This is a genomic window from Streptococcus sp. P25B114 (genome assembly GCF_053010325.1).
This window is the reverse complement of the sequence record NZ_JBRKNW010000018.1, coordinates 13,570-37,275: the sequence shown is the minus strand read 5'-3', so window position 1 is coordinate 37,275 and position 23,706 is coordinate 13,570. Positions and strand designations below refer to the sequence as shown.

The following is a 23,706-nucleotide window of genomic DNA, read 5'->3' as shown; positions in this document are numbered from 1 at the left end:
GGTGCATGACTCGCTTAATGCTTCATTAGGGGAGCTTTATTTTTAGTGATAACGGGAAGTAGCTCAGCTTGGTAGAGTACTTGGTTTGGGACCAAGGTGTCGCAGGTTCGAATCCTGTCTTCCCGATATTATTTTGGCGGTGTAGCTCAGCTGGCTAGAGCGTCCGGTTCATACCCGGGAGGTCGGGGGTTCGATCCCCTTCGCCGCTATTTTTATCTTGTTTGCTGGACCTTTAGCTCAGCTGGTTAGAGCTCTCGGCTCATAACCGAGCGGTCGTAGGTTCAAGTCCTACAAGGTCCATATTCATGGAGGATTACCCAAGTCCGGCTGAAGGGAACGGTCTTGAAAACCGTCAGGCGTGTAAAAGCGTGCGTGGGTTCGAATCCCACATCCTCCTTTTGGCTCGGTAGCTCAGTTGGTAGAGCAATGGATTGAAGCTCCATGTGTCGGCGGTTCGATTCCGTCTCGCGCCATTACCCAAGATCATCTTGGGCGCGTAGCTCAGATGGTTAGAGCGCACGCCTGATAAGCGTGAGGTCGGTGGTTCGATTCCACTCGTGCCCATTTCATTCGTTATTAAGGAGAATTACTCAAGAGGCTGAAGAGGACGGTTTGCTAAATCGTTAGGTCGGGTAACTGGCGCAAGGGTTCGAATCCCTTATTCTCCGTAGTAAAGAGATATCGTTAGATAATCTCTTTTTATTTTACACAAATTGGGTGACAGTCATGAATAAATTTTTTCGCTATCTCTTATACGCTCTTTCAGTTGTAATTATATCGTTTTCTTTGCTTTTTCTTTCGACGAGGGTCAATATATTTAATGGATTTTCAGTCGTTACTAATGGACTTTCAACTGTTCATAGGTTTGTTGGTTGGCCTTTTCAATCCTTAGCGCGACAGAAGAATATTGTAGAAGACTTATTTGCCAGTTACGATGAAAATAGTGACCTTAAGTCTTCAATTATGGCACTTGGCAATGTTCAATCACAGAATGAAAGTTTGGTGAAAGAAAACGAAAACTTGAGAAAGAATCTTGCTATGAAGGAGGAGTATTCTAGCTTAGATTTTACAGCTGCTATGGTTGTTTCTCGTTCGCCAATGGCTTGGAACCAGACCCTAACGGTCGATATGGGGGAAAATGATGGAATAACCTTAAACAGTTTGGTATTGTCAAATAATGGTTTGATTGGCTTTGTTTCAGATATGACGTCGACTAGTTCAGTAGTTTCCTTGTTTACGAATGACTCTTTTGAGTTAAAAGTGCCCGTCAAGATTATTCTGGGATCTGACTCGGTTTATGGTATTCTATCTGGTTATGATGTTGAATCAAATAGCTTTATCATTTCGCAGTTGAATGAAGAAAGGGAGATAAAGGTAGGGAGTCAGGTTGTGACGAGCGATTTTGGTGGAACTGTGCCGGCAAATCTGCCAGTGGGGAAGGTTCAGTCTGTGCAGGAAAATGCAAGTAGCAGTGAAAAATCTGTATTTGTCTCACCTGCGGCTGATTTTTCCAATCTATATTCGGTGTTAATGGTTGGTAAATAATATGAGAAATAAATGGTTTCCTATTCTACTCCTAAGTTTATCTGTGCTTATTTTTCTATTGGATGGGCAACTAGCCCTCTTGTATACAAATTTTTTACCGGGATTTTTGTCAGCGAGTTCCTATCTTCTTTTTTTCTATGCCTTGTATGTTAGTTTGCAATGTCGTTTTTCTCAGACAGTTCTTCCAGTGGCTATTTTAGGTTTTCTTTTTGATATTTATTACTTAGATCTTATTGGTGTAGCTACGGTATTATTCCCAGTTCTCTTGTATTTCGTTTATTATTTTAGTGATAAGTTATCTTGGAAATTTGGGACCTTGCTTATGATGCAGTTTGTCATGATTTTCTTTTTTGAAATGATTGGCTTTCTTTTGGCACGAGTGTTTAGCTTATCTCATCTGTCTATTTTCATTTTTCTCTTCTATCATTTACTTCCAACTCTGATTATCAATACTCTGATTTTTATATTTATTTATCCATGGCTAGGCCGATTTTTTTCCATCACAGTTAAGACATAAAAGTGTAATAAACGCGTAATATTAGGGCGCATTTTTTGTGATAGAATAATAGAAGTCAGAAAGTATAGAGGAGTATCTTGCAATATGAAGAAACAAGTAATTGCTACACTATTTTTGAGCACGATCGTTCTTTCTCAAGTAGGTAATGTAGCGACAATCAGTGCAAATGATACTGATAGTAAAATTGCCGCTCAAGATGAGAAAATAAATTCGATTGCAGCTCAACAAGCTTCAGCACAAGCAGAGGTTGAAGCACTTCAAGGAAAAGTCAATGCCATCTATGCAGAACAGGATGCATTGAATGCAGAAAATGAACGGTTAGAAGAAGAATCTGCTCAATTGAGCGCTGAAATTGAGCGTCTGTCTGCGGATATTGTTTCACGTGATGGTGTCTTAAAAGAGCAAGCTCGTAGTGCTCAAGTAAATGGTTCTGCAACTAGCTATATCAATACTGTATTGGATTCAAAATCGCTCGTTGATGCAGTATCTCGTGTTAACGCTATGCGTGAAATTGTTTCGGCAAACAAACGTATGTTGGAACAACAAAAATTAGATAAAGAAGCTATTGAAGAAAAACAAATCGCTAACCAAGAAGCGATTAACGTTGTATATGCTAACAAGCAAAAATTAGAAGATGCAGCGGTTGAGTTGAAAACACAAGAAGCATCTTTGAAAGCAGCTCAATTGAACTTGGCTGCTGAAAAAGCAACTGCTGAAAATGAAAAAGCATCTTTGCTTGCTCAAAAAGCAGCAGCTGAAGAAGCAGCGCGTAAGGCGGCTGAAGAGCAAGCAGCTTATCAGGCTCGTCAAGCTGAGCTTGCGGCTAAACAAAGACAGGCTGTAGCGCCAGTTATTTCTAATACTGTTGCAGCTGCCACACCAGCTCCTGCGACTCCTGCGGCAGAGACGCCAGCTCAAGCACAGGAAGCTACACCGGCTCCTGCTCCAGCAGTTGCGGCAGCTACACCGGCTGCTGAAGCGACAACGGTTGCCACACCAGTTGTTACTTACTCTGCAGGTAATACTTATCCTGTAGGTGAATGTACATGGGGTGTTAAACAGATTGCTCCTTGGGTAGGAAACTACTGGGGTAATGGTGGTCAATGGCTTGGTTCTGCAGCTGCAGCTGGTTTCAGAACTGGTTCGACACCACAAGTTGGCGCAGTTGCAGTATGGACCAATTCTTACTATGGTCACGTTGCAGTAGTAACAGCTGTAAATGGATCTGAAATTCAGGTAATGGAATCAAACTTTAACGGTAATCGTTATGTAAGTAATTTCCGTGGCTGGTTTAATGCTAGCTCCTCAGGAATTGCTGGCTACATTTATCCAAATTAAAATTTCATAGGACGTCTATTGGAGGCGTTCTATTTTTATTTGAAAAATGGAGAAAAAAGGTTTAAAATAGATAAGTAGAAATTTTTAGGAGGCAGTCATGGCGTTTTCTGACTTAATGTTGTTTGCTTTATCATCCAATCAAAAGCTTGCAGCTGAAGTAGCAAAAGAAATGGGAATTCCTTTAGGGAAGTCAAGTGTTCGTCAATTTTCTGATGGTGAAATCCAGGTAAATATCGAAGAATCGATTCGTGGTAGCCATGTGTACATCCTTCAATCAACAAGTTCTCCTGTAAATGATAACTTGATGGAGATTTTAATTATGGTAGATGCCTTGAAGAGGGCTTCTGCTGAGTCAGTTAACGTTGTGGTGCCATACTATGGTTATGCACGCCAGGACCGTAAGGCTCGTTCTCGTGAGCCAATTACGTCAAAACTAGTAGCTAATATGTTAGAGACCGCAGGTGTAAATCGTCTCTTGACCATTGACCTCCATGCGGCACAAATTCAAGGTTTCTTTGATATTCCGGTCGACCATTTGATGGGTGCGCCTTTGATTGCAGATTATTTTGAGCGTCGTGGCATGATGGGAGATGGTTATGTGGTTGTATCTCCAGACCATGGTGGTGTGACCCGTGCACGGAAGTTGGCCCAATTCTTGAAAACACCGATTGCCATTATTGATAAGCGCCGTAGTGTCGATAAGATGAATACTTCTGAGGTTATGAATATCATCGGTGATATTAAGGGCAAGACCTGTATCTTGATTGATGATATGATTGATACGGCAGGAACAATTTGCCATGCGGCAGATGCTCTGGCCGAAGCTGGTGCAACAGCTGTCTATGCATCTTGTACCCACCCTGTCTTGTCTGGACCTGCTATGGATAATATCAGTAAGTCAGCCATAGAGAAACTGGTTGTCTTGGATACCATTGAGATTCCACAAGACCGTTTGATTGATAAGATTGAGCAGATTTCTATAGCGCATTTGTTGGCGGAAGCGATTATTCGTATCCATGAAAAACGTCCGCTGTCACCGCTGTTTGAATCACATAAAAGATAATGAGGGTAAAGGGGAGCGCAAGCTTCTCTTCTTTTTTTCTGTTCATTCTGCTGGAAATGTATTATAATAAACCTATATCTTTTTGAGGTGAATGTATGAATTTATTAGATCGTTTTAATAAAAATCTCAATCGAATTGAAGTGTCTATGATTCGTCAGTTTGATCAGTCGATTTCTCATATTCCTGGAGTTTTGAAATTAACGCTGGGCGAGCCTGATTTTACGACGCCAGACCATGTCAAGGAAGCGGCTAAGGCGGCCATTGATGACAACAAGAGTTATTATACTGGTATGGCAGGTCTTTTGGAATTGCGTCAGGCGGCAGCGGAATTTGTATTTGAAAAGTACAATCTGTCCTACAATCCAGAAACAGAAATCCTGTCAACTATTGGAGCGACAGAGGCTTTGTCGGCTAGCTTGGTGGCTATCTTAGAAGCTGGAGATACGGTGCTCTTGCCTGCGCCAGCTTATCCTGGTTATGAGCCGATTGTTAATATGGTCGGGGCAGATATTGTGGAAATTGATACGACGGCCAATGATTTTGTATTGACACCAGAGATGCTGGAACAAGCCATTATCGAGCAGGGAGACAAGCTCAAGGCGGTCATTCTCAACTATCCTGCTAATCCGACTGGTGTGACCTATTCACGTGAACAGATTGCGGCCTTTGCGGACGTTTTGCGCAAATACCCAATCTTTGTCTTGTCTGATGAGGTTTATGCGGAATTGACCTACACAGGTCAGCCTCATACGTCGATTGCGGAGTTTTTGCCTGAGCAAACCATTCTCATTCAAGGTCTGTCCAAATCCCATGCTATGACGGGATGGCGGATTGGTTTGATTATGAGTCAGGCTCCTATTATTACGCAGATTATCAAGAGCCACCAGTACTTGGTGACAGCGGCATCGACAGCTATGCAGTACGGTGCGGTTGAGGCTTTGAAAAATGGTAAGGATGATGCTCTACCGATGCGAGCGGAGTACATCAAGCGTCGGGATTATATTATCGAGAAGATGACGGAGTTGGGCTTTAAGATTATCAAGCCAGATGGCGCCTTTTACATTTTTGCGAAAATTCCTGCGGGCTATAGTCAAGATTCCTTTAGCTTCTTACAGGAATTTGCCCAGAAAAAGGCGGTGGCCTTTATTCCGGGTGCGGCTTTCGGTCAATATGGTGAGGGCTATGTGCGGATTTCCTATGCAGCCAGCATGGAGTCTATCCAAACAGCCATGGTCCGTTTAAAAGAGTTTTTAGAAGAAAATGGAGCGAATTGAGACAAGGGGATTAGTCCTTTATAATCGCAATTACCGAGAAGACGACAAGTTGGTCAAGATTTTTACGGAACAGGCTGGCAAGCGGATGTTTTTCGTGAAACATGCCTCTAAGTCCAAGCTGGTTGCGGCTATTCAGCCCTTGACCTATGCGGATTTTATTGTCAAAATCAATGAAGAGGGTCTGTGCTACATCGAGGATTTTCATCAGGTTCAGCTCTTCAAGGAAATCAATGGGGATATTTTCAAGCTCAGCTACGCAACTTATTTGATGGCCTTGGCGGATGCTGCCTTGCAGGATAGGATTCATGATGCGCCGCTCTTTGCCTTTTTGGTTAAGACTTTGGATTTGATGGAATCGGGCTTGGACTATGAGATTTTGACCAATATTTTTGAAATTCAACTGCTGGAGCGGTTTGGAATTGGGCTTAATTTTCACGAGTGTGCTTTTTGTCACCGAGTTGGTCTGCCTTTTGACTATTCCTATCAATACAGTGGCGTTCTCTGTCCGCAACATTATCATAAGGATGAACGAAGGGCTCATCTGGACCCCAATGTGCCCTACTTGCTGGACCAATTTCAGGCCATTTCTTTTGATGATTTAGAAACCATTTCGATCAAGCCGGACATGAAACGGAAGTTGCGGCTCTTTATCGACCAGCTCTATGAGGAATATGTCGGTATTCACTTGAAGTCCAAGAAATTTATCGATGATTTGTCGTCTTGGGGGCAGATTATGAAGAAAGAAAATGAGGAAAACGAATGAAACGTATTGCAGTAGATGCTATGGGTGGGGACCATGCCCCTCAGGCGGTCATTGAAGGGGTTAATCAGGCCCTCAAGGAATTTTCGGATATTGAAATTCAGCTCTATGGGGATGAGGCTAAAATCAAGCCCTATTTGACAGCGTCGGAGCGAGTGACCATTATCCATACGGATGAGAAAATCAATTCGGATGATGAACCAGTTCGAGCTATTCGTCGCAAGAAAAACTCTTCTATGGTTTTGGCGACTCAGGCTGTTAAGGATGGGCAGGCGGATGCAGTGCTATCAGCTGGAAATACGGGGGCTCTTCTGGCGGCAGGTGTCTTTGTTGTCGGTCGTATTAAGAATATTGATCGTCCCGGACTCATGTCCACTCTGCCGACTATGGATGGCAAGGGATTTGATATGATGGATTTGGGGGCCAATGCAGAAAATACAGCCCATCACCTCTATCAGTATGGGATTATGGGCTCCTTCTACGCAGAGCATGTGCGTGGGGTCAAGAATCCGCGCGTGGCTCTCTTGAACAATGGTACGGAGGAAACAAAGGGAACACCTGTGCATCAAGAGGCTTTTGCTCTTCTCAGTCAGGAACCGTCTATCAACTTTATCGGCAATGTGGAGGCGCGTGAGTTGCTCAACGGCGTTGCTGATGTGGTTGTGACCGATGGTTTCACGGGAAACGCTGTATTGAAAACAGTTGAAGGAACGGCTAAGTCTATCGTCGGTCAGTTAACAGGTGCTATCAAATCAGGTAGTTTCCTAGCCAAAATCGGTGGTCTCTTGCTCAAACCGACCTTGAAGAAGGCTCTAGGAGCCTTGGATTACAAGACAGCAGGCGGTGCGGTCTTATTAGGACTCAAAGCTCCGGTTATTAAGGCACACGGGTCTAGCGATGCAACAGCTATTTTCTATACGATAAAGCAGGTTCGTCAGATTTTGGATGCCAATATAGTAGAAAAATCAGTGGCCAAATTTTCACCAGTGGAGAACAATCATGACTAGAGAGCAAGTTTATCAGAAGATTGTGGAGATGATTCAAGAGGAGAAGGGAGAGGACTTTCTTGTCCAGCCTGATTCTTCCTTGATGGACAATATTGCCCAAGATTCAGTTGAGGTCATGGAATTTGTTCTTAATTTGGAAGATGAATTTGGTGTCGACGTGCCAGATGCTGCCATTGAGCGATTCGAGACCTTGGCTGATATAGCAGATTTTATTTATGATGAAAAACAAAAATGTTCGTAGTTTACGGGCGTTTTTCTTTATTTTTTGTAAATGATTAGGTTATTTTTTGAATTGACGAATATTATTTGATAAGATAGAGTGAAAGACTAGTATATCTTACGAAAGGCGAACATTTTCATGAAAACAGACCTTATCTATTCAGGAAAAGCTAAGGATATTTACGCAACGACGGATGACCAGCAAATTGTGGCGGTTTACAAGGATCAGGCAACGGCTTTTAATGGTGGGAAGAAAGAAGAGGTAGTTGGCAAGGGGCGACTCAACAATCTGATTTCTTCCTTGATTTTTGAAAAGATGGAGGCTGCAGGAATTGCAACCCACTTTATCAAACGCCTGTCTGATACCGAGCAGCTCAATAAAAAGGTAGACATTATTCCGCTGGAAGTGGTATTGCGCAATATCACGGCTGGTTCTTTTTCCAAACGCTTTGGGGTGGAAGAAGGGATAGAACTTGCGACGCCGATTGTAGAATTTTACTATAAAAACGATGACTTAGATGATCCTTTTATCAATGACGAACACGTTGCTTTTCTGGATTTAGCAAGTGCGGAGGACCTTGCCTATATCAAGGCAGAAACGCGGAAAATCAACGATTTCTTGAAGGATTTGTTTGCTCAGATTGGTCTGCGCTTGGTCGATTTTAAACTAGAATTTGGCTATGACAAGGATGGTCATATTCTATTGGCGGATGAATTTTCGCCGGACAATTGCCGTCTGTGGGATGCGGATGGTAATCATCTGGACAAGGATGTTTTTCGTCGGGGTCTCGGGGATTTGACCGAGGTTTACGAGGTCGTATTGGCAAAGTTACAGGAAGTGAAATAAGGATTGGAAAAAATGGCGAAGCGGATTTTTGTTGAGAAGAAGGCGGATTTTCAGATTAAGGCGGAGGTTCTTCGTAAGGAGTTGACCCATAATTTGCAGTTGACAAGCCTGTCAAGTTTGCGGTTAGTGCAGGTTTACGATGTTTTCAATCTTGAGGAGGACTTGTTAGAGCAGGCCATCAAGCACATCTTTACTGAGCAGGTGACGGACAAGGTCTTGTCGGAAGCGGAACTGGGCTTGGAAGACGCGGTTTATTTTGCTATTGAGGCTTTGCCTGGTCAGTTTGACCAGCGGGCTGCAAGCAGTCAGGAGGCCCTTCTCTTGTTGGGCAGTCGCCAGGAGGTGCGTGTCAATACAGGGCAACTTTACATCTTGAACGGTGATGTGCAGGAAGAAGAGTTGGCTGCTATCAAGAATTATTTGCTCAATCCTGTGGATTCGCGTTTCAAGGATTTGAATGCTCCTTTGGTGGCTCAGGAGTTTTCGGTGTCGGATGCTACTATTCCGACCCTAGACTTTTTTGCTAGCTACGGAGCGGATGATTTTGCAGCTTACAAGCGTGAGGCTGGCTTGGCTATGGAAGTGGAAGACTTGCTCTTCATTCAGGACTATTTCAAGTCAATCGGTCGTGTGCCAACTGAGACAGAACTCAAGGTCTTGGATACTTACTGGAGTGACCACTGCCGTCATACGACATTTGAAACGGAGCTAAAGTCTATTGACTTTTCAGCCTCAAAATTCCACAAGCAATTGCAGGCGACTTATGACAAGTATCTTGCTATGCGAACTGAGTTGGGTCGGACAGATAAGCCACAGACGCTCATGGATATGGCGACGATTTTTGGCCGTTATGAGCGAGCAAATGGTCGTCTGGATGATATGGAAGTGTCAGATGAAATCAATGCCTGCTCGGTGGAAATTGAAGTGGATGTGGATGGTGTAAAAGAGCCATGGCTCCTTATGTTCAAGAATGAAACCCACAATCACCCAACAGAAATCGAACCTTTCGGTGGTGCCGCAACCTGTATCGGTGGAGCCATTCGTGATCCCTTGTCAGGTCGTTCCTATGTTTATCAGGCCATGCGAATTTCAGGTGCAGGTGATATTACCCAACCTCTGACAGCTACTCGCTCAGGGAAATTGCCACAGCAAATCATTTCAAAAACAGCGGCGCATGGTTATTCTTCATACGGAAACCAAATTGGTCTGGCGACCACCTATGTGCGTGAGTATTTCCACCCAGGCTTTATCGCTAAACGGATGGAACTTGGTGCCGTGGTCGGTGCCGCTCCAAAGGAAAATGTGGTCCGTGAAAAACCAGTCGCAGGCGATGTGGTCATCCTACTGGGAGGCAAAACCGGTCGCGATGGTATCGGCGGGGCAACAGGCTCATCCAAGGTTCAAACAGTCGAGTCTGTGGAAACAGCTGGTGCGGAAGTCCAAAAAGGAAACGCTATTGAAGAACGCAAAATCCAACGCTTGTTCCGCAATGGTGACGTGACTCGCTTGATTAAAAAATCCAATGACTTCGGTGCAGGTGGGGTCTGCGTAGCTATTGGAGAACTGGCAGACGGTCTTGAAATCGACTTGGACAAGGTTCCACTCAAGTATGCAGGCTTGAACGGAACGGAAATTGCCATTTCTGAATCACAAGAGCGGATGAGCGTCGTTGTCCGTCCTCAAGATGTGGAAACCTTCATCGCAGCCTGCCGTGAGGAAAATATCCATGCGGTTGTCGTAGCCAAAGTGACTGAAAAACCAAACCTCGTCATGACTTGGAATGGACAAACCATTGTCGATTTGGAGCGTTCCTTCCTTGACACCAACGGTGTGCGCGTGGTGGTGGATGCTAAGGTTGTTGACAGTCCTGTCAATCTACCAGAAACACGTACAACATCTGCCCAAACACTACAAGAAGACTTGAAAGAACTTCTGTCAGACCTCAATCATACTAGTCAAAAAGGTTTGCAGACCATTTTCGACTCATCTGTTGGTCGTTCAACCGTCAACCACCCACTCGGAGGTCGCCACCAGTTAACACCGACAGAAAGCTCTGTGCAGAAGTTGCCTGTCCAGCAGGGTGTGACGACCACGGCTTCTGTCATGGCTCAGGGCTATCATCCTTATCTGGCAGACTGGTCACCTTACCACGGAGCAGCCTATGCAGTCATCGAAGCGACAGCTCGCTTGGTGGCAATAGGTGCCAACTGGTCCAAGGCTCGCTTCTCCTACCAGGAGTATTTCCAGCGCATGGACAAGCAGGCAGAGCGTTTCGGTCAGCCAGTAGCAGCACTACTGGGATCTATCGAGGCTCAGATCCAGCTTGGCTTGCCGTCTATCGGTGGCAAGGACTCCATGTCTGGTACCTTTGAGGACTTGATAGTTCCACCGACCCTGGTTGCCTTTGGTGTGACCACGGCAGACAGTCGCAAGGTTCTCTCGCCTGAGTTCAAGGCGGCTGGTGAGCACATCTATTACCTACCAGGCCAAGTCTTGTCAGAAGACATTGATTTTGCCTTGATCAAGTCTAATTTTGAGACTTTTGAAAAATGGCAGAGCGATTATGCGATTACGGCTGCTAGTGCAGTCAAGTATGGAGGAGTTCTAGAAAGTCTAGCCCTTATGTCCTTTGGTAACCAAGTCGGAGCAAGAGTTGAGCTTGCAGACCTTGAAACCAGCTTGACAGGTCAACTTGGTGGCTTTGTCTTCACATCGCAAGAAGACATTCCAGATGCTGTGAAGATTGGACAAACCACCACAGACTTTACACTTCTTGTCAACGGTGTCAACCTGGCTGGACTAGACTTGCAGGTAGCCTTTGAAGGCAAACTAGAAGAAGTTTATCCAACAGAATTTGAACAGGATACAGAACTACAAGAAGTTCCAGCTCTTGCCAGTGTTTCAGTTGTGCAAGCCAAGGAAACCGTTGAAGTGCCTGTAGTTTACATTCCAGTTTTCCCAGGTACCAACTCAGAATACGACTCCGCCAAAGCCTTTGAACAGGCTGGTGCAAAAGTCAATCTTGTTCCATTTGTGACCTTGGATGCAGAGAGCATTGAACAGTCTGTGGACACCATGGTTGACAATATTGACAAGGCCAACATTCTCTTCTTCGCAGGTGGATTCTCCGCTGCGGATGAACCAGACGGGTCTGCTAAGTTTATCGTGACTATCTTACGAAACGCCAAGGTCCGCTCTGCTATTGACCGTTTCATCGAAAAAGGTGGCCTCATCATCGGTATCTGTAATGGCTTCCAGGCCCTTGTCAAATCGGGCTTGCTACCTTATGGAAACTTTGAGGAGGCGGGTGAAACCAGTCCGACCCTCTTCTACAACGATGCCAACCAACACGTTGCTAAAATGGTGGAAACGCGGATTGCTAATGTCAACTCACCGTGGTTGGCAGGTGTCCAAGTCGGTGACATTCACGCTATCCCAGTTTCACACGGGGAAGGAAAATTTGTCGTGACGGATGAAGAATTCGCTGTCTTGCGGGACAATGGGCAGATTTTCAGCCAATACGTTGACTTTACTGGTCAGCCAAGCATGGATTCTAAGTACAATCCAAATGGTTCTAGCCATGCTATTGAAGGCATCACCAGTCGAAATGGTCAGATTATCGGGAAAATGGGACACTCGGAGCGGTACGAGGACGGTCTTTTCCAAAATATTCCAGGTAAGAAAGACCAAGGTCTCTTTGTTTCAGCAGTTCGCTATTTTACAGGAAAATAACTATGACATACGAAGTTAAATCACTCAACGAAGAATGCGGTGTTTTCGGCATTTGGGGACATCCGCAGGCTGCTCAGGTGACCTATTTTGGTCTGCATAGCTTGCAGCACCGAGGACAAGAAGGGGCAGGGATTGTTTCGAACAATCAGGGAACGCTTTATGGACATCGAGCTACAGGACTCTTATCTGAAGTTTTTAAAAATCCAGCTGATTTGGAAGGGTTAAAAGGGAATGCGGCAATCGGACATGTTCGATATGCCACAGCTGGTTCAGCTGACATTCGAAATATCCAACCCTTTCTTTATAAATTTCATGATGAAGCTTTTGGATTAGCCCATAATGGGAACTTGACCAATGCAATTTCTCTGAGAAAAGAATTGGAAGCGCAAGGTGCTATTTTCAACGCCTCGTCAGATACTGAAATCCTCATGCATCTGATTCGTCGCAGCCACAATCCAAATTTTATGGGCAAGGTCAAGGAGGCTTTGAGCATTGTCAAGGGAGGCTTTGCCTATCTCTTGATGACAGAGGACAAGTTGATTGCGGCCTTGGATCCAAATGGCTTTCGTCCCCTATCTATCGGGAAGATGAAAAATGGAGCCTGGGTTATTGCCAGCGAAACTTGTGCCTTTGAAGTAGTTGGAGCTGAGTGGGTACGGGATGTCGAACCTGGAGAGATTGTCATCATAGATGATGTGGGTATCCACTATGATAGTTACACAAGTGATACCCAATTGGCGATCTGTTCGATGGAATATGTCTACTTTGCCCGCCCTGATTCGACTATTCATGGAGTCAATGTCCACACGGCACGAAAAAATATGGGCAAACGCTTAGCGCAGGAATTTCAACATGAAGCCGACATTGTGGTCGGTGTGCCAAATTCTTCTCTCAGCGCTGCTATGGGTTTTGCTGAAGAATCTGGCCTGCCAAATGAGATGGGTTTGGTGAAAAATCAGTACACTCAGCGTACCTTTATCCAACCAACCCAGGAGCTCCGTGAGCAGGGAGTTCGCATGAAGTTGTCTGCTGTTTCTGGGGTTGTTAAGGGCAAACGTGTGGTCATGATTGACGATTCCATCGTGCGTGGAACGACTAGCCGGCGGATTGTTCAGCTCTTGCGAGAGGCAGGGGCAGCAGAAGTCCATGTGGCAATCGGCAGTCCAGAGCTCAAGTACCCGTGTTTCTATGGTATTGATATTCAGACCCGTCGGGAGCTGATTTCAGCCAACCACACCGTTGAGGAAGTCTGTGAGATTATTGGAGCAGATAGCCTGACCTATCTTTCTCTTGAGGGGATGATTGAAGCCATCGGTATTGACACAGATGCTCCCAATGGAGGACTTTGTGTAGCTTATTTTGATGGTGAGTATCCAACGCCTCTTTATGACTATGAGGAAGAATATTTGCGTAGTTTAGAAGAACAGACAAGTTTTTACATCGAAAAGGTCAAATAATTAAGAAGGAAGATTGATATGTCAAAAAATGCTTATGCCCAGTCGGGCGTTGACGTCGAAGCTGGCTACGAAGTGGTTGAGCGGATTAAAAAGCATGTAGCCCGTACTGAACGACTAGGTGTCATGGGGGCCATCGGTGGTTTTGGTGGCATGTTTGATTTGACGCAATTAGACGTCAAAGAGCCAGTCTTGGTATCTGGGACAGATGGCGTGGGAACCAAGCTCATGCTAGCTATCCAGTACGACAAGCACGACACCATTGGTCAGGACTGCGTGGCTATGTGCGTCAACGACATCATCGCAGCAGGTGCGGAGCCGCTTTACTTCCTCGACTACATCGCGACTGGAAAAAATGAGCCAGCCAAGCTGGAGCAAGTAGTTGCTGGCGTTGCGGAAGGCTGTGTCCAAGCTGGTTGTGGCTTGATTGGCGGTGAAACAGCTGAAATGCCTGGTATGTACGGCGAGGATGACTATGACCTGGCTGGCTTTGCCGTCGGCATTGCGGAGAAGTCTCAGATTATTGATGGCAGCAAGGTCAAGGAAGGCGACATTCTCCTCGGCCTAGCTTCCAGCGGCATCCACTCCAACGGTTATTCCCTAGTCCGTCGTGTATTTGCGGATGTTTCTGGCGATGCTCTGTTACCAGAGCTCAATGGCAGAGCTCTGAAGGATGTTCTCTTAGAGCCGACCCGTATCTATGTCCAGCAGGTGTTGCCTCTGGTAAAAGCAGGGCTGGTCAACGGCATTGCCCACATCACAGGCGGTGGTTTCATTGAAAATATTCCCCGTATGTTTGCAGGCAATCTTGCAGCTGAAATTGAGGAAGATAAGATTCCAGTCCTTCCAATCTTTACAGCCCTTGAAACATACGGCCAGATCAAACATGAAGAAATGTTTGAAATCTTCAATATGGGTATCGGTCTGGTACTGGCTGTCAGTCCAGAGCAGGTGGAGAAAGTCCGTGAATTGGTAGGCGAAGAAGTCTATGAAATCGGCCGCATTATCACTAAGGAAGACAAGAGCGTGGTCATCAAATGAAACGAATAGCAGTGTTTGCATCAGGCAACGGTTCCAATTTTCAAGTCATCGCAGAGCAGTTTGAAGTTGTCTTTGTCTTTTCAGACCACAGAAATGCCTATGTCTTGGAACGGGCTGAAAAACTTGGTGTGCCAGCCTTTACTTTTGAATTAAAAGAGTTTGCGGATAAGCAGGCTTACGAAGAAGCCCTCATCCAACTCTTAGACCAGCACCAGATTGACTTGATGGTCTTGGCAGGCTATATGAAGATTGTGGGACCGACCTTGTTAGCTCAATATGAAGGTCGTATCATCAATATCCACCCGGCTTATCTGCCTGAATTTCCAGGAGCCCATGGGATTGAAGATGCTTGGAATGCAGGTGTGGCAGAAAGTGGCGTGACTGTTCACTGGGTTGATAGCGGCGTTGACACAGGACAAATTATCCAGCAAGTCCGAGTTCCAAGGCTGGCTGATGATAGCTTAGAAACCTTTGAAGCCAGAATACATGAAGCGGAGTACCAACTCTATCCAGCAGTTTTGGAGGAGTTGGGGGCAGTGAAAAAATAAGGAGAAATCATGACAAAACGTGCGTTAATTAGCGTATCCGATAAGGCGGGCATTGTGGAGTTTGCCCAAGAATTGACTAAGCTTGGTTGGGAGATTATCTCGACAGGAGGCACCAAGGTTGCCTTGGATCAGGCAGGCGTAACGACTATTGCAATTGATGATGTGACCGGTTTTCCTGAGATGATGGATGGCCGTGTTAAGACGCTTCATCCCAAAATCCATGGTGGTTTGCTGGCTCGTCGGGATTTGGACAGCCACCTGCAAGCAGCCAAGGACCATGAAATTGGCCTGATTGACTTGGTAGTGGTCAACCTTTATCCTTTCAAAGAGACTATCTTGCGCCCAGATGTGACCTATGATTTGGCGGTGGAGAACATCGACATCGGTGGACCGTCCATGCTCCGTTCAGCAGCTAAAAACCACGCCAGCGTGACCGTTGTAGTGGATCCGGCAGATTATCCGACGGTTTTAGGGGAAATAGCAGAGCAGGGTCAGACGACCTACCCAACGCGTCAGCGATTGGCTGCCAAGGTATTCCGACAAACCGCAGCCTATGATGCCCTAATAGCAGATTATTTTACCAAGCAAGTAGGCGAAGATAAGCCTGAAAAATTAACCATTACTTATGACCTCAATCAGCCTATGCGTTACGGAGAAAATCCTCAGCAAAATGCGGATTTCTACCAAAATGCCCTGCCAACAGACTATTCTATCGCAGCTGCTAAGCAGTTAAATGGTAAGGAGCTGTCTTTCAACAACATTCGTGATGCGGATGCGGCCATTCGGATTATCCGTGATTTTAAGGACCGTCCAACTGTTGTGGCTCTCAAACACATGAACCCTTGTGGTATCGGTCAGGCAGAGACTATTGAGCAGGCTTGGGATTATGCCTATGAGGCTGACCCAGTATCGATTTTTGGGGGCATTGTCGTGCTGAACAGAGAAGTGGATGCTGCGACGGCTGAAAAGATGCACCCGATTTTCTTAGAAATCATCATCGCACCGAGCTACTCGGCAGAAGCGTTAGCTATTTTGACCAATAAAAAGAAAAATCTTCGGATTTTGGAGTTGGCCTTTGACGCACAGGATGCGAGCGAAGTTGAAAAAGAGTTCACAGGCGTTGTCGGCGGGCTCTTGGTGCAGGATCAGGATGTGGTGGTGGAAAGCCCAGCGGACTGGCAGGTGGTGACCGAGCGTCAACCGTCCGAGCAAGAGTGGGCGGCTATGGAATTTGCCTGGAAGTCCTCCAAGTATGTCAAGTCCAACGGCATCATCATCAGCAATGACAAGATGACCTTGGGCGTGGGACCGGGGCAAACCAACCGTGTAGCGTCCGTCCGTATCGCTATCGAGCAAGCCAAGGACCGTTTGGAAGGAGCCGTTTTGGCGTCGGACGCCTTCTTCCCATTTGCTGATAACGTGGAAGAAATCGCAGCCGCAGGCATCAAGGCTATCATCCAGCCAGGTGGCTCTGTCCGCGACCAAGACTCCATTGACATGGCCAATAAGTACGGCTTGACCATGGTCTTTACGGGTGTAAGACATTTTAGACATTGAGAATTTTGGATATTGCTCACCTCGTGTGAGCTTTTTCCATTCCCGAACGTTACCCTGCTTTTTCTATAAAAATCCGTCTGTTTTTGCTATACTGTTTATAGAAAATCCGTTTTTGAGGTGTGAAAATGAAACTTTTGGTTGTTGGGTCTGGTGGTCGTGAACACGCGATTGCAAAGAAGTTGTTGGCATCTGAACAGGTAGAACAGGTCTTTGTTGCTCCTGGAAATGATGGAATGACTTTAGATGGGATTGAATTAGTGAATATCGGTATTTCCGAACATTCCGCTCTCATCAACTTTGCAAAGAAAAATGATATTGCTTGGACTTTTGTTGGTCCAGACGATGCTCTGGCAGCAGGTATCGTTGATGATTTTGAACAGGCGGGACTAAAAGCTTTTGGCCCGAGTCGTCTAGCCGCGGAGCTGGAGTGGTCAAAAGACTTTGCCAAACAAATTATGGTCAAATACGGCATTCCAACAGCAGCCTTTGGCACATTTTCCAACTTCGAAGAAGCCAAAGCCTACATCGAAGAGCAGGGCGCACCCATCGTGGTCAAGGCGGATGGCTTGGCACTAGGCAAGGGTGTAGTCGTGGCGGAAACCGTCGAGCAGGCGGTCGAAGCGGCACGGGAGATGCTCTTGGACAACAAGTTTGGCGACTCAGGTGCCCGCGTGGTCATCGAGGAGTTCTTGGCGGGCGAGGAGTTTTCCCTCTTTGCTCTGGTCAACGGTGACCAGTTCTACATTCTGCCGACAGCCCAGGACCACAAGCGTGCCTTTGACGGCGACCAAGGTCCCAACACGGGCGGTATGGGGGCTTACGCTCCTGTGCCTCACCTGCCTCAAAGCGTGGTGGACACAGCGGTTGACACCATTGTCAAGCCCATTCTGGACGGCATGATTGCGGAAGGGCGGTCTTATCTGGGCGTGCTCTATGCTGGCTTGATTCTGACCGACCAAGGTCCCAAGGTCATCGAGTTCAACGCCCGTTTTGGCGACCCAGAAACCCAGATTATCCTTCCTCGTCTGACCTCTGACTTTGCTCAGAACATCGACGACATCCTCCACAAACGTCCGACCCAGCTGACCTGGCTGGATAGTGGCGTGACGCTGGGTGTGGTCGTGGCTTCAAACGGCTATCCTCTGGACCATGAGAAAGGCGTAGAGTTGCCAGCAAAGACCGAGGGCGACCTCACGACCTACTATGCAGGGGCTCGTTTTGCGGAAAATAGCAGAGCACTGCTATCAAACGGCGGTCGGGTTTATATGCTAGTCACCACAGCAGACACCGTCCAAGAAGCCCAGGAAAAAATTTACTCGGAGCTGAAGAAACAAGATACAACAGGCCTCTTTTATCGGACAGATATTGGAAGTAAGGCAGTAAAATAAGGGATAAAGAAAAGGAAGTACAAGTATGAACATTCCAATTTCCATCATCATGGGCTCTAGTTCCGACTGGAAAACCATGAAAAAAGCAGCCGATGTGCTGGATAAATTTGGCGTAGCCTATGAAAAGAAAGTAGTGTCTGCCCACCGCACCCCAGACCTCATGTTCCGTCACGCCGAAGAAGCACGTGAGCGTGGCATCAAGGTCATTATCGCAGGAGCGGGTGGTGCGGCTCATTTGCCAGGTATGGTAGCAGCCAAGACCACCCTGCCTGTTATCGGTGTCCCTGTCCAATCCCGTGCCCTCAGCGGTGTGGATTCCCTCTATTCTATCGTGCAGATGCCAGGCGGTGTGCCTGTTGCGACTATGGCGATCGGCGAAGCAGGTGCCACCAACGCAGCTCTGACAGCTCTTCGCATTCTCTCCATTGAAGACCAAACCATTGCAACTCAGCTGGCAGATTTTGCTAAGGAACAAGAAAAAATTGCGGAGGCGATGACAGATGACCTCATCTAAGACAATCGGAATTATCGGTGGCGGTCAGCTGGGGCAGATGATGGCTATTTCCGCTATTTACATGGGCCACAAGGTTATCACGCTAGATCCTGCGGCGGACTGCCCAGCCTCCAAGGTCAGCGAGGTCATCGTCGCTCCCTATCACGATGTGGCGGCCCTCAAACAGTTGGCGGAGCGGTGCGATGTCCTGACCTATGAGTTTGAAAATGTCGATGCTGACGGACTGGACGCGGTCATCAAGGACGGTCAGCTCCCTCAGGGGACAGACTTGCTCCGCATTTCCCAGAACCGCATTTTTGAGAAAGATTTTTTGGCAAAAAAAGCTGGCGTGCAAGTCGCCCCCTACAAAGTCGTTACATCTAGCCTAGACCTAGAAGGTCTGGACCTCAGCAAAAACTACGTCTTAAAGACAGCTACTGGGGGCTATGACGGACATGGTCAGAAGGTTATTCGAGAAGAGGCGGACTTGGTAGAGGCTAGTCAGCTAGCAAATACTGCCGAGTGTGTTTTGGAAGAGTTTGTGAATTTCGACCTGGAAATCTCCGTCCTTGTGTCTGGCAATGGCTCCGACTACACCGTCTTTCCTGTGCAGGAAAATATCCACCGCAATAATATTCTTTACAAAACTATCGTGCCTGCCCGTATTTCAGATGAACTTGCTGAAAAAGCCAAAACTATGGCCCTGCAAATCGCAGACAAGCTCCATTTGGCAGGCACCCTCTGTGTTGAAATGTTTGTGGCAGGACAGGATATTCTGGTCAATGAAATCGCCCCTCGCCCGCACAATTCAGGACATTATTCGATTGAAGCCTGTGATTTTTCACAGTTTGACACCCATATTCGAGGCATTCTCGGTCAGCCTCTACCCCCAATCCGCCTGCTTTCTCCAGCCGTTATGATCAACGTTCTCGGACAAGATATGGAAGCAGTCCAAACCTTTCTTCAAGAAAATCCTACCGCCCATCCCCACTTTTATGGTAAACTAGGAGTGAAACACAATCGCAAAATGGGACACGTGACGGTGTTGACGGATGATGTTGAGGTGGGATTTAGACAAGATGAAATTAGATAGGCTAAAGGAAGTAGATGTTAGAGAAATCTGGAAACATGAACAGTATGATTTTTCGGAGTGGCTGTCTAGGACAGAAAATATTGAATTGTTGAGTGATGAGATAGGATTGACTCTTACCGAGATTGACAAGGAAGTTTTCGTTGGCTCATATAGATGCGATATAGTGGCTATTGATGAAACAACGGGAATAAAAGTGATTATAGAAAACCAATTAGAATTAACGGATCATGATCATCTTGGTAAAATCATAACCTACGCATCGGGTTTAGATGCTGAGGTTGTCATTTGGATTGTAAAAAAAGCTAGAGAAGAGCATAGGAGTGCTATCGAGTGGCTTAACAATAATACAACGAAAAATATATCTTTTTTCCTAATTGAAATCCATGCTTATCAAATAGGTAGTTCAATGCCTGCTCCTAAATTTGTTCTTGTCGAGAAGCCGAATGATTTTACAAAACTAGCTAAAGGAAATAATCACGGTGGTGATTTAAGTAAAGCACAGGCGGAACGTTTGTATTTTTGGACTCAATTTAATAATGTTGTGGCAACTAAAAATAAACCGTTCAACATTAGAAAAGCTACTACAGACCACTGGTATGATGTTGCTATTGGAACAAGTGAGGCTCATATTTCTATTACCCTAGTCAATAAATCAAAAAGTGTAGGGATTGAAATCTATATAAACAATAATAAGGAATTATTTGATAAGCTATCATCACATGCTGATGAAATCCACGAAGAACTTGGATTTGAAATGGAATGGAAGAGGTTAGATAATAGAAAGGTTTCCAGGATTATATACTATATAAAAGGTCTGGATTTTGAGAACCATGACAATTACAACGATTTAATTGACGAAGTAATTAACAAAGTTATCATTTTGAGAGATGTAGTTAAAAAGTATATCTAAAAAAATAAATAGATAGGGAAAAAGGAAACACAACATGATTGAACGTTACACACGCCCAGAGATGGCGGCTATTTGGAGTGAAGAGAACAAGTACAAGGCCTGGTTGGAGGTGGAAATCCTCGCTGATGAGGCCTGGGCTGAGTTGGGTGAGATCCCGAAGGAAGATGTGGCCTTGATTCGTGAGAAGGCGACTTTTGACATCGACCGCATTTTAGAGATTGAAGAGGAGACCCGTCACGATGTGGTGGCTTTCACGCGTGCGGTTTCGGAAAGTCTTGGCGAGGAGCGCAAGTGGGTCCACTATGGTCTGACCTCGACCGATGTGGTCGATACGGCTTACGGCTACCTCTACAAGCAGGCCAACGACATCATCCGTCGTGACCTTGAAAACTTTACCAATATCATCGCTGACAAGGCTCGTGAGCACAAGTACACCATCATGATGGGGCGGACCCACGGTGTCCATGCGGAGCCAACGACCTTTGGTCTGAAACTGGCGACTTGGTATAGCGAAATGAAACGCAATATGGAGCGTTTTGATGTGGCAGCTAAGGGCGTTGAGGCTGGTAAAATTTCAGGTGCAGTTGGAAACTTTGCTAACATTCCTCCATTTGTGGAAGAGTATGTTTGTGGTAAATTGGGCATTCGTCCGCAGGAAATTTCGACTCAGGTCCTTCCTCGTGACCTCCACGCAGAATATTTCTCAGCTTTAGCCTTGATTGCAACGTCCATCGAGCGTATGGCGACAGAAATTCGTGGGCTACAAAAATCTGAGCAACGTGAAGTCGAAGAGTATTTCGCCAAAGGCCAAAAAGGCAGCTCTGCTATGCCCCATAAACGCAACCCTATCGGCTCTGAAAATATGACCGGTCTGGCTCGTGTGGTGCGTGGTCACTTGGTGACGGCTTTTGAGAATGTGGCTCTCTGGCACGAACGCGATATTTCCCACTCGTCAGCGGAGCGTATCATTACACCTGACACGACTATTCTTATCAACTATATGCTCAATCGTTTTGGAAATATCGTCAAGAACTTGACGGTCTTCCCTGAAAATATGAAACGCAATATGGAGTCAACCTTTGGCTTGATTTACAGCCAGCGTGTCATGCTCAGCTTGATTGAAAAAGGTATGACCCGTGAGGAAGCCTATGACTTGGTGCAGCCAAAAACCGCACAGTCATGGGATAATCAAGTGGACTTCAAGCCCCTTCTCGAAGCGGATGAGCGTGTGACAGCCAAACTCAGCCAGGAAGAAATTGATGAACTCTTCAACCCAGACTACTATGCTAAGCGGGTAGATGACATCTTTGAACGACTTGGATTATAAAAAAATCAAAATTCTTTGGATTTTCCAGAGAATTTTTTAGTTTTCCTTAAGTTTGACGAGTTATACTCTATTCAAGCTAGAAATAGCGAAATTTCTTTTCACCTAAAGGTGTCCCTAGCTCTAAGTCGCAAGCGACAAGAGCTAGGTATCATATAATCTCCAGAAAACAGTCGGCAAGAATTAGCTGACTGTTTTTGTATAAAAAATCAAAAAATCCTTGACTCATCCCTAGGGGAATGGTGTATGCTAGGACTATCAAAACAGATGGAGGTTGTTTATGCAGGTCAAAGATGTGGAGAAGTTGACAGGCTTGTCAACCAAGGCGATTCGGCTGTATGAAGAAAAGGGCTTGATTGAAGTGGCGAGAAACCCGCTCAACGATTACCGTGATTATTCGGAGGAAAATGTGCGACAGCTTCGCTTGATCAAGTTGCTCCGCTATTTTGAGTTTTCCCTAGCAGAGATTACGGCCCTCCTAGCCTTGCCAGAGGAGGACTTGCAGTCAGCCTTGCGTGAGAAAAAGCGGGGAATCAATCAGCGAGCAGAAGAATTGACAGACAAGGTTGATTTGTTGGACCAGGTGGTCAGGGATTTGGGCAAGAAAGAGGATTGGTTGGAAAAAGCACAGGTATCCATTGCCTTTGTGGAAAGTGGGGAATTTCAAGACTTCAAACAAGATTTAGAAAATGCCTTGTTGCCAAGTATTTGGATGACTCTCTTGCAGACTTTGATGGCATCAGGCCCCATCCTCTGGCTGTTTACCCGAATCCAACAAGGTCGTCAGGAAAATCTTTTCCTACTAGCAGTGGTTTCCTTGCTAGCAACCGCTTGGATAACGCTTCTCTGGCGAGACTACCTTGTAACCTGGTGGAAACATCGGGACAAGATCCGCCAGAAGAATCGTAGTCAGGCCTGGTGGATTCCGGTTGGTCTCATCTCCCTTGTAGGTGGGATTGCCTACTTTTTCCTTGTCGGCTGGTTGACCGAAAGATTTTTCCTACCAAGCGATTGGCTCTTCTATGAGTATTCGACTGGTCTGGGCAAGGTTGCTATATTTTTTATCATGGCTTTTCTCGTTTTTCTTTTGGGAAAACTGGCGAGGCTGGTGAAAGTATCTTGGAAATATGGCTTGGGTCTGGCAGGCGGTTGCATCCTATTGACCGCTCTGCTGATTTCTACCGCAACAGCAGTGACCAAAGACCAGATTATCGACATCAATCTGCTGGCTCCGTCCAAGTCATATCTTTACAGCGATGTCAAGTCTATCTGGACAGGATTTGGAGCAAAGGTTTTTACCTTGGATGAAGCTGAAAAGCAGGGGCAGTTTAGCTATCGCATTCAGCTTGACGGAAAGGAAATTGTGTTTATGCAACCAGCTGTTAATCAGAACTTGGTACCTGACGATACCTACATCGAACTAGAGGAGTTTGATGGGCAGTTGATGAATCTGAAAATTACCAAAGAAAGTTCGACAGAGGGAAGTCAGTATAATGAGTTAGATTCGCACTATCTAGAGCGATTTTTGCGGATTATTGAAAAGAAATAAGCGTAAATCCTGTTTTAGTTTCCCTTAAGTTTGACGAGTTATACTTT

Annotated in this window: 20 protein-coding genes and 7 tRNA genes; all 27 read left to right on the top strand. The window is 45.8% G+C overall.

What is annotated here, in order from left to right:
* Window positions 1-52: 52 nt before the first annotated feature.
* The 27 genes from ACVC7T_RS08935 (at window position 53) to ACVC7T_RS08805 (ending at window position 23,659) form a co-directional block, all read left to right on the top strand.
* A tRNA-Pro gene (locus ACVC7T_RS08935) sits at window positions 53-126 on the top strand.
* 9 nt (window positions 127-135) lie between these two features.
* Window positions 136-209 (top strand) — tRNA-Met (locus ACVC7T_RS08930).
* A gap of 17 nt (window positions 210-226) precedes the next feature.
* Window positions 227-300, top strand: a tRNA-Ile gene (locus ACVC7T_RS08925).
* A gap of 7 nt (window positions 301-307) precedes the next feature.
* Window positions 308-397, top strand: a tRNA-Ser gene (locus tag ACVC7T_RS08920).
* Window positions 398-400: 3 nt separating this feature from the next.
* Window positions 401-473 (top strand) — tRNA-Phe (locus tag ACVC7T_RS08915).
* Between the two features lie 17 nt (window positions 474-490).
* Window positions 491-564: transfer RNA gene (locus ACVC7T_RS08910), tRNA-Ile, on the top strand.
* Window positions 565-580: 16 nt separating this feature from the next.
* Window positions 581-668: transfer RNA gene (locus ACVC7T_RS08905), tRNA-Ser, on the top strand.
* 58 nt (window positions 669-726) lie between these two features.
* Window positions 727-1,545, top strand: a complete 819-nt coding sequence (gene mreC / locus ACVC7T_RS08900; RefSeq protein ID WP_167785859.1) for a rod shape-determining protein MreC — start codon at window positions 727-729, stop codon at window positions 1,543-1,545.
* A gap of 1 nt (window position 1,546) precedes the next feature.
* Window positions 1,547-2,062: a rod shape-determining protein MreD gene (mreD, locus tag ACVC7T_RS08895; RefSeq protein ID WP_172059551.1), complete on the top strand. Its 516-nt coding sequence runs from the start codon at window positions 1,547-1,549 to the stop codon at window positions 2,060-2,062.
* A gap of 84 nt (window positions 2,063-2,146) precedes the next feature.
* Window positions 2,147-3,400 carry a peptidoglycan hydrolase PcsB gene (pcsB, locus tag ACVC7T_RS08890; RefSeq protein WP_105122066.1) on the top strand — a complete coding sequence of 418 codons (1,254 nt, stop codon included), beginning with the start codon at window positions 2,147-2,149 and terminating at the stop codon, window positions 3,398-3,400.
* Between the two features lie 97 nt (window positions 3,401-3,497).
* On the top strand, window positions 3,498-4,463 hold the full coding sequence (locus ACVC7T_RS08885; RefSeq protein ID WP_105122067.1) for a ribose-phosphate diphosphokinase: 966 nt from the start codon (window positions 3,498-3,500) through the stop codon (window positions 4,461-4,463).
* A gap of 95 nt (window positions 4,464-4,558) precedes the next feature.
* Complete coding sequence (locus tag ACVC7T_RS08880) at window positions 4,559-5,737, top strand: pyridoxal phosphate-dependent aminotransferase (protein ID WP_447262820.1); 1,179 nt, start codon at window positions 4,559-4,561, stop codon at window positions 5,735-5,737.
* Window positions 5,724-6,500 (top strand): DNA repair protein RecO, encoded by a 777-nt coding sequence (recO, locus tag ACVC7T_RS08875; protein WP_394732124.1) that lies wholly within the window; start codon window positions 5,724-5,726, stop codon window positions 6,498-6,500. Before ACVC7T_RS08880 ends, recO begins: the two co-directional genes overlap by 14 nt.
* The gene (gene plsX / locus ACVC7T_RS08870; protein ID WP_257117262.1) at window positions 6,497-7,504 is read left to right on the top strand and encodes a phosphate acyltransferase PlsX; all 1,008 of its coding nucleotides are present in this window, start codon (window positions 6,497-6,499) and stop codon (window positions 7,502-7,504) included. The genes recO and plsX overlap by 4 nt, the downstream gene beginning before the upstream one ends.
* Window positions 7,497-7,745 (top strand): phosphopantetheine-binding protein, encoded by a 249-nt coding sequence (locus tag ACVC7T_RS08865; RefSeq protein ID WP_447262819.1) that lies wholly within the window; start codon window positions 7,497-7,499, stop codon window positions 7,743-7,745. The genes plsX and ACVC7T_RS08865 overlap by 8 nt, the downstream gene beginning before the upstream one ends.
* A 117-nt stretch (window positions 7,746-7,862) precedes the next feature.
* Window positions 7,863-8,570: a phosphoribosylaminoimidazolesuccinocarboxamide synthase gene (purC, locus tag ACVC7T_RS08860; RefSeq protein WP_447262818.1), complete on the top strand. Its 708-nt coding sequence runs from the start codon at window positions 7,863-7,865 to the stop codon at window positions 8,568-8,570.
* Window positions 8,571-8,582: 12 nt separating this feature from the next.
* On the top strand, window positions 8,583-12,302 hold the full coding sequence (locus ACVC7T_RS08855; RefSeq protein WP_447262817.1) for a phosphoribosylformylglycinamidine synthase: 3,720 nt from the start codon (window positions 8,583-8,585) through the stop codon (window positions 12,300-12,302).
* Between the two features lie 2 nt (window positions 12,303-12,304).
* Complete coding sequence (purF, locus tag ACVC7T_RS08850) at window positions 12,305-13,759, top strand: amidophosphoribosyltransferase (protein WP_105160529.1); 1,455 nt, start codon at window positions 12,305-12,307, stop codon at window positions 13,757-13,759.
* A gap of 18 nt (window positions 13,760-13,777) precedes the next feature.
* Window positions 13,778-14,797 (top strand): phosphoribosylformylglycinamidine cyclo-ligase, encoded by a 1,020-nt coding sequence (gene purM / locus ACVC7T_RS08845; RefSeq protein ID WP_105160528.1) that lies wholly within the window; start codon window positions 13,778-13,780, stop codon window positions 14,795-14,797.
* A complete protein-coding gene (gene purN, locus ACVC7T_RS08840; protein ID WP_105160527.1) occupies window positions 14,794-15,345 on the top strand; it encodes a phosphoribosylglycinamide formyltransferase in 552 nt (183 codons plus the stop codon). The genes purM and purN overlap by 4 nt, the downstream gene beginning before the upstream one ends.
* Before the next feature lie 9 nt (window positions 15,346-15,354).
* Window positions 15,355-16,902, top strand: a complete 1,548-nt coding sequence (gene purH / locus ACVC7T_RS08835) for a bifunctional phosphoribosylaminoimidazolecarboxamide formyltransferase/IMP cyclohydrolase (RefSeq protein ID WP_105160526.1) — start codon at window positions 15,355-15,357, stop codon at window positions 16,900-16,902.
* 125 nt (window positions 16,903-17,027) lie between these two features.
* Window positions 17,028-18,290, top strand: coding sequence for a phosphoribosylamine--glycine ligase (purD, locus tag ACVC7T_RS08830; protein WP_447262816.1), 1,263 nt, complete (start codon window positions 17,028-17,030; stop codon window positions 18,288-18,290).
* Between the two features lie 25 nt (window positions 18,291-18,315).
* A complete protein-coding gene (purE, locus tag ACVC7T_RS08825; protein WP_447262815.1) occupies window positions 18,316-18,804 on the top strand; it encodes a 5-(carboxyamino)imidazole ribonucleotide mutase in 489 nt (162 codons plus the stop codon).
* On the top strand, window positions 18,791-19,876 hold the full coding sequence (gene purK / locus ACVC7T_RS08820; RefSeq protein ID WP_447262814.1) for a 5-(carboxyamino)imidazole ribonucleotide synthase: 1,086 nt from the start codon (window positions 18,791-18,793) through the stop codon (window positions 19,874-19,876). Before purE ends, purK begins: the two co-directional genes overlap by 14 nt.
* Window positions 19,863-20,786, top strand: coding sequence for a DUF4268 domain-containing protein (locus ACVC7T_RS08815; protein ID WP_172073831.1), 924 nt, complete (start codon window positions 19,863-19,865; stop codon window positions 20,784-20,786). The genes purK and ACVC7T_RS08815 overlap by 14 nt, the downstream gene beginning before the upstream one ends.
* Window positions 20,787-20,820: 34 nt before the next feature.
* Window positions 20,821-22,113: an adenylosuccinate lyase gene (gene purB / locus ACVC7T_RS08810; protein WP_105111644.1), complete on the top strand. Its 1,293-nt coding sequence runs from the start codon at window positions 20,821-20,823 to the stop codon at window positions 22,111-22,113.
* 277 nt (window positions 22,114-22,390) lie between these two features.
* Window positions 22,391-23,659, top strand: coding sequence for a MerR family transcriptional regulator (locus ACVC7T_RS08805; RefSeq protein WP_447262813.1), 1,269 nt, complete (start codon window positions 22,391-22,393; stop codon window positions 23,657-23,659).
* Window positions 23,660-23,706: the final 47 nt, after the last annotated feature.

Coding starts and splice junctions, on each gene's coding strand:
- mreC (WP_167785859.1), top strand. CDS start 727: ATGAATAAATTTTTTCGCTATCTCTTATACGCTCTTTCAGTTGTAATT.
- mreD (WP_172059551.1), top strand. CDS start 1,547: ATGAGAAATAAATGGTTTCCTATTCTACTCCTAAGTTTATCTGTGCTT.
- pcsB (WP_105122066.1), top strand. CDS start 2,147: ATGAAGAAACAAGTAATTGCTACACTATTTTTGAGCACGATCGTTCTT.
- ACVC7T_RS08885 (WP_105122067.1), top strand. CDS start 3,498: ATGGCGTTTTCTGACTTAATGTTGTTTGCTTTATCATCCAATCAAAAG.
- ACVC7T_RS08880 (WP_447262820.1), top strand. CDS start 4,559: ATGAATTTATTAGATCGTTTTAATAAAAATCTCAATCGAATTGAAGTG.
- recO (WP_394732124.1), top strand. CDS start 5,724: ATGGAGCGAATTGAGACAAGGGGATTAGTCCTTTATAATCGCAATTAC.
- plsX (WP_257117262.1), top strand. CDS start 6,497: ATGAAACGTATTGCAGTAGATGCTATGGGTGGGGACCATGCCCCTCAG.
- ACVC7T_RS08865 (WP_447262819.1), top strand. CDS start 7,497: ATGACTAGAGAGCAAGTTTATCAGAAGATTGTGGAGATGATTCAAGAG.
- purC (WP_447262818.1), top strand. CDS start 7,863: ATGAAAACAGACCTTATCTATTCAGGAAAAGCTAAGGATATTTACGCA.
- ACVC7T_RS08855 (WP_447262817.1), top strand. CDS start 8,583: ATGGCGAAGCGGATTTTTGTTGAGAAGAAGGCGGATTTTCAGATTAAG.
- purF (WP_105160529.1), top strand. CDS start 12,305: ATGACATACGAAGTTAAATCACTCAACGAAGAATGCGGTGTTTTCGGC.
- purM (WP_105160528.1), top strand. CDS start 13,778: ATGTCAAAAAATGCTTATGCCCAGTCGGGCGTTGACGTCGAAGCTGGC.
- purN (WP_105160527.1), top strand. CDS start 14,794: ATGAAACGAATAGCAGTGTTTGCATCAGGCAACGGTTCCAATTTTCAA.
- purH (WP_105160526.1), top strand. CDS start 15,355: ATGACAAAACGTGCGTTAATTAGCGTATCCGATAAGGCGGGCATTGTG.
- purD (WP_447262816.1), top strand. CDS start 17,028: ATGAAACTTTTGGTTGTTGGGTCTGGTGGTCGTGAACACGCGATTGCA.
- purE (WP_447262815.1), top strand. CDS start 18,316: ATGAACATTCCAATTTCCATCATCATGGGCTCTAGTTCCGACTGGAAA.
- purK (WP_447262814.1), top strand. CDS start 18,791: ATGACCTCATCTAAGACAATCGGAATTATCGGTGGCGGTCAGCTGGGG.
- ACVC7T_RS08815 (WP_172073831.1), top strand. CDS start 19,863: ATGAAATTAGATAGGCTAAAGGAAGTAGATGTTAGAGAAATCTGGAAA.
- purB (WP_105111644.1), top strand. CDS start 20,821: ATGATTGAACGTTACACACGCCCAGAGATGGCGGCTATTTGGAGTGAA.
- ACVC7T_RS08805 (WP_447262813.1), top strand. CDS start 22,391: ATGCAGGTCAAAGATGTGGAGAAGTTGACAGGCTTGTCAACCAAGGCG.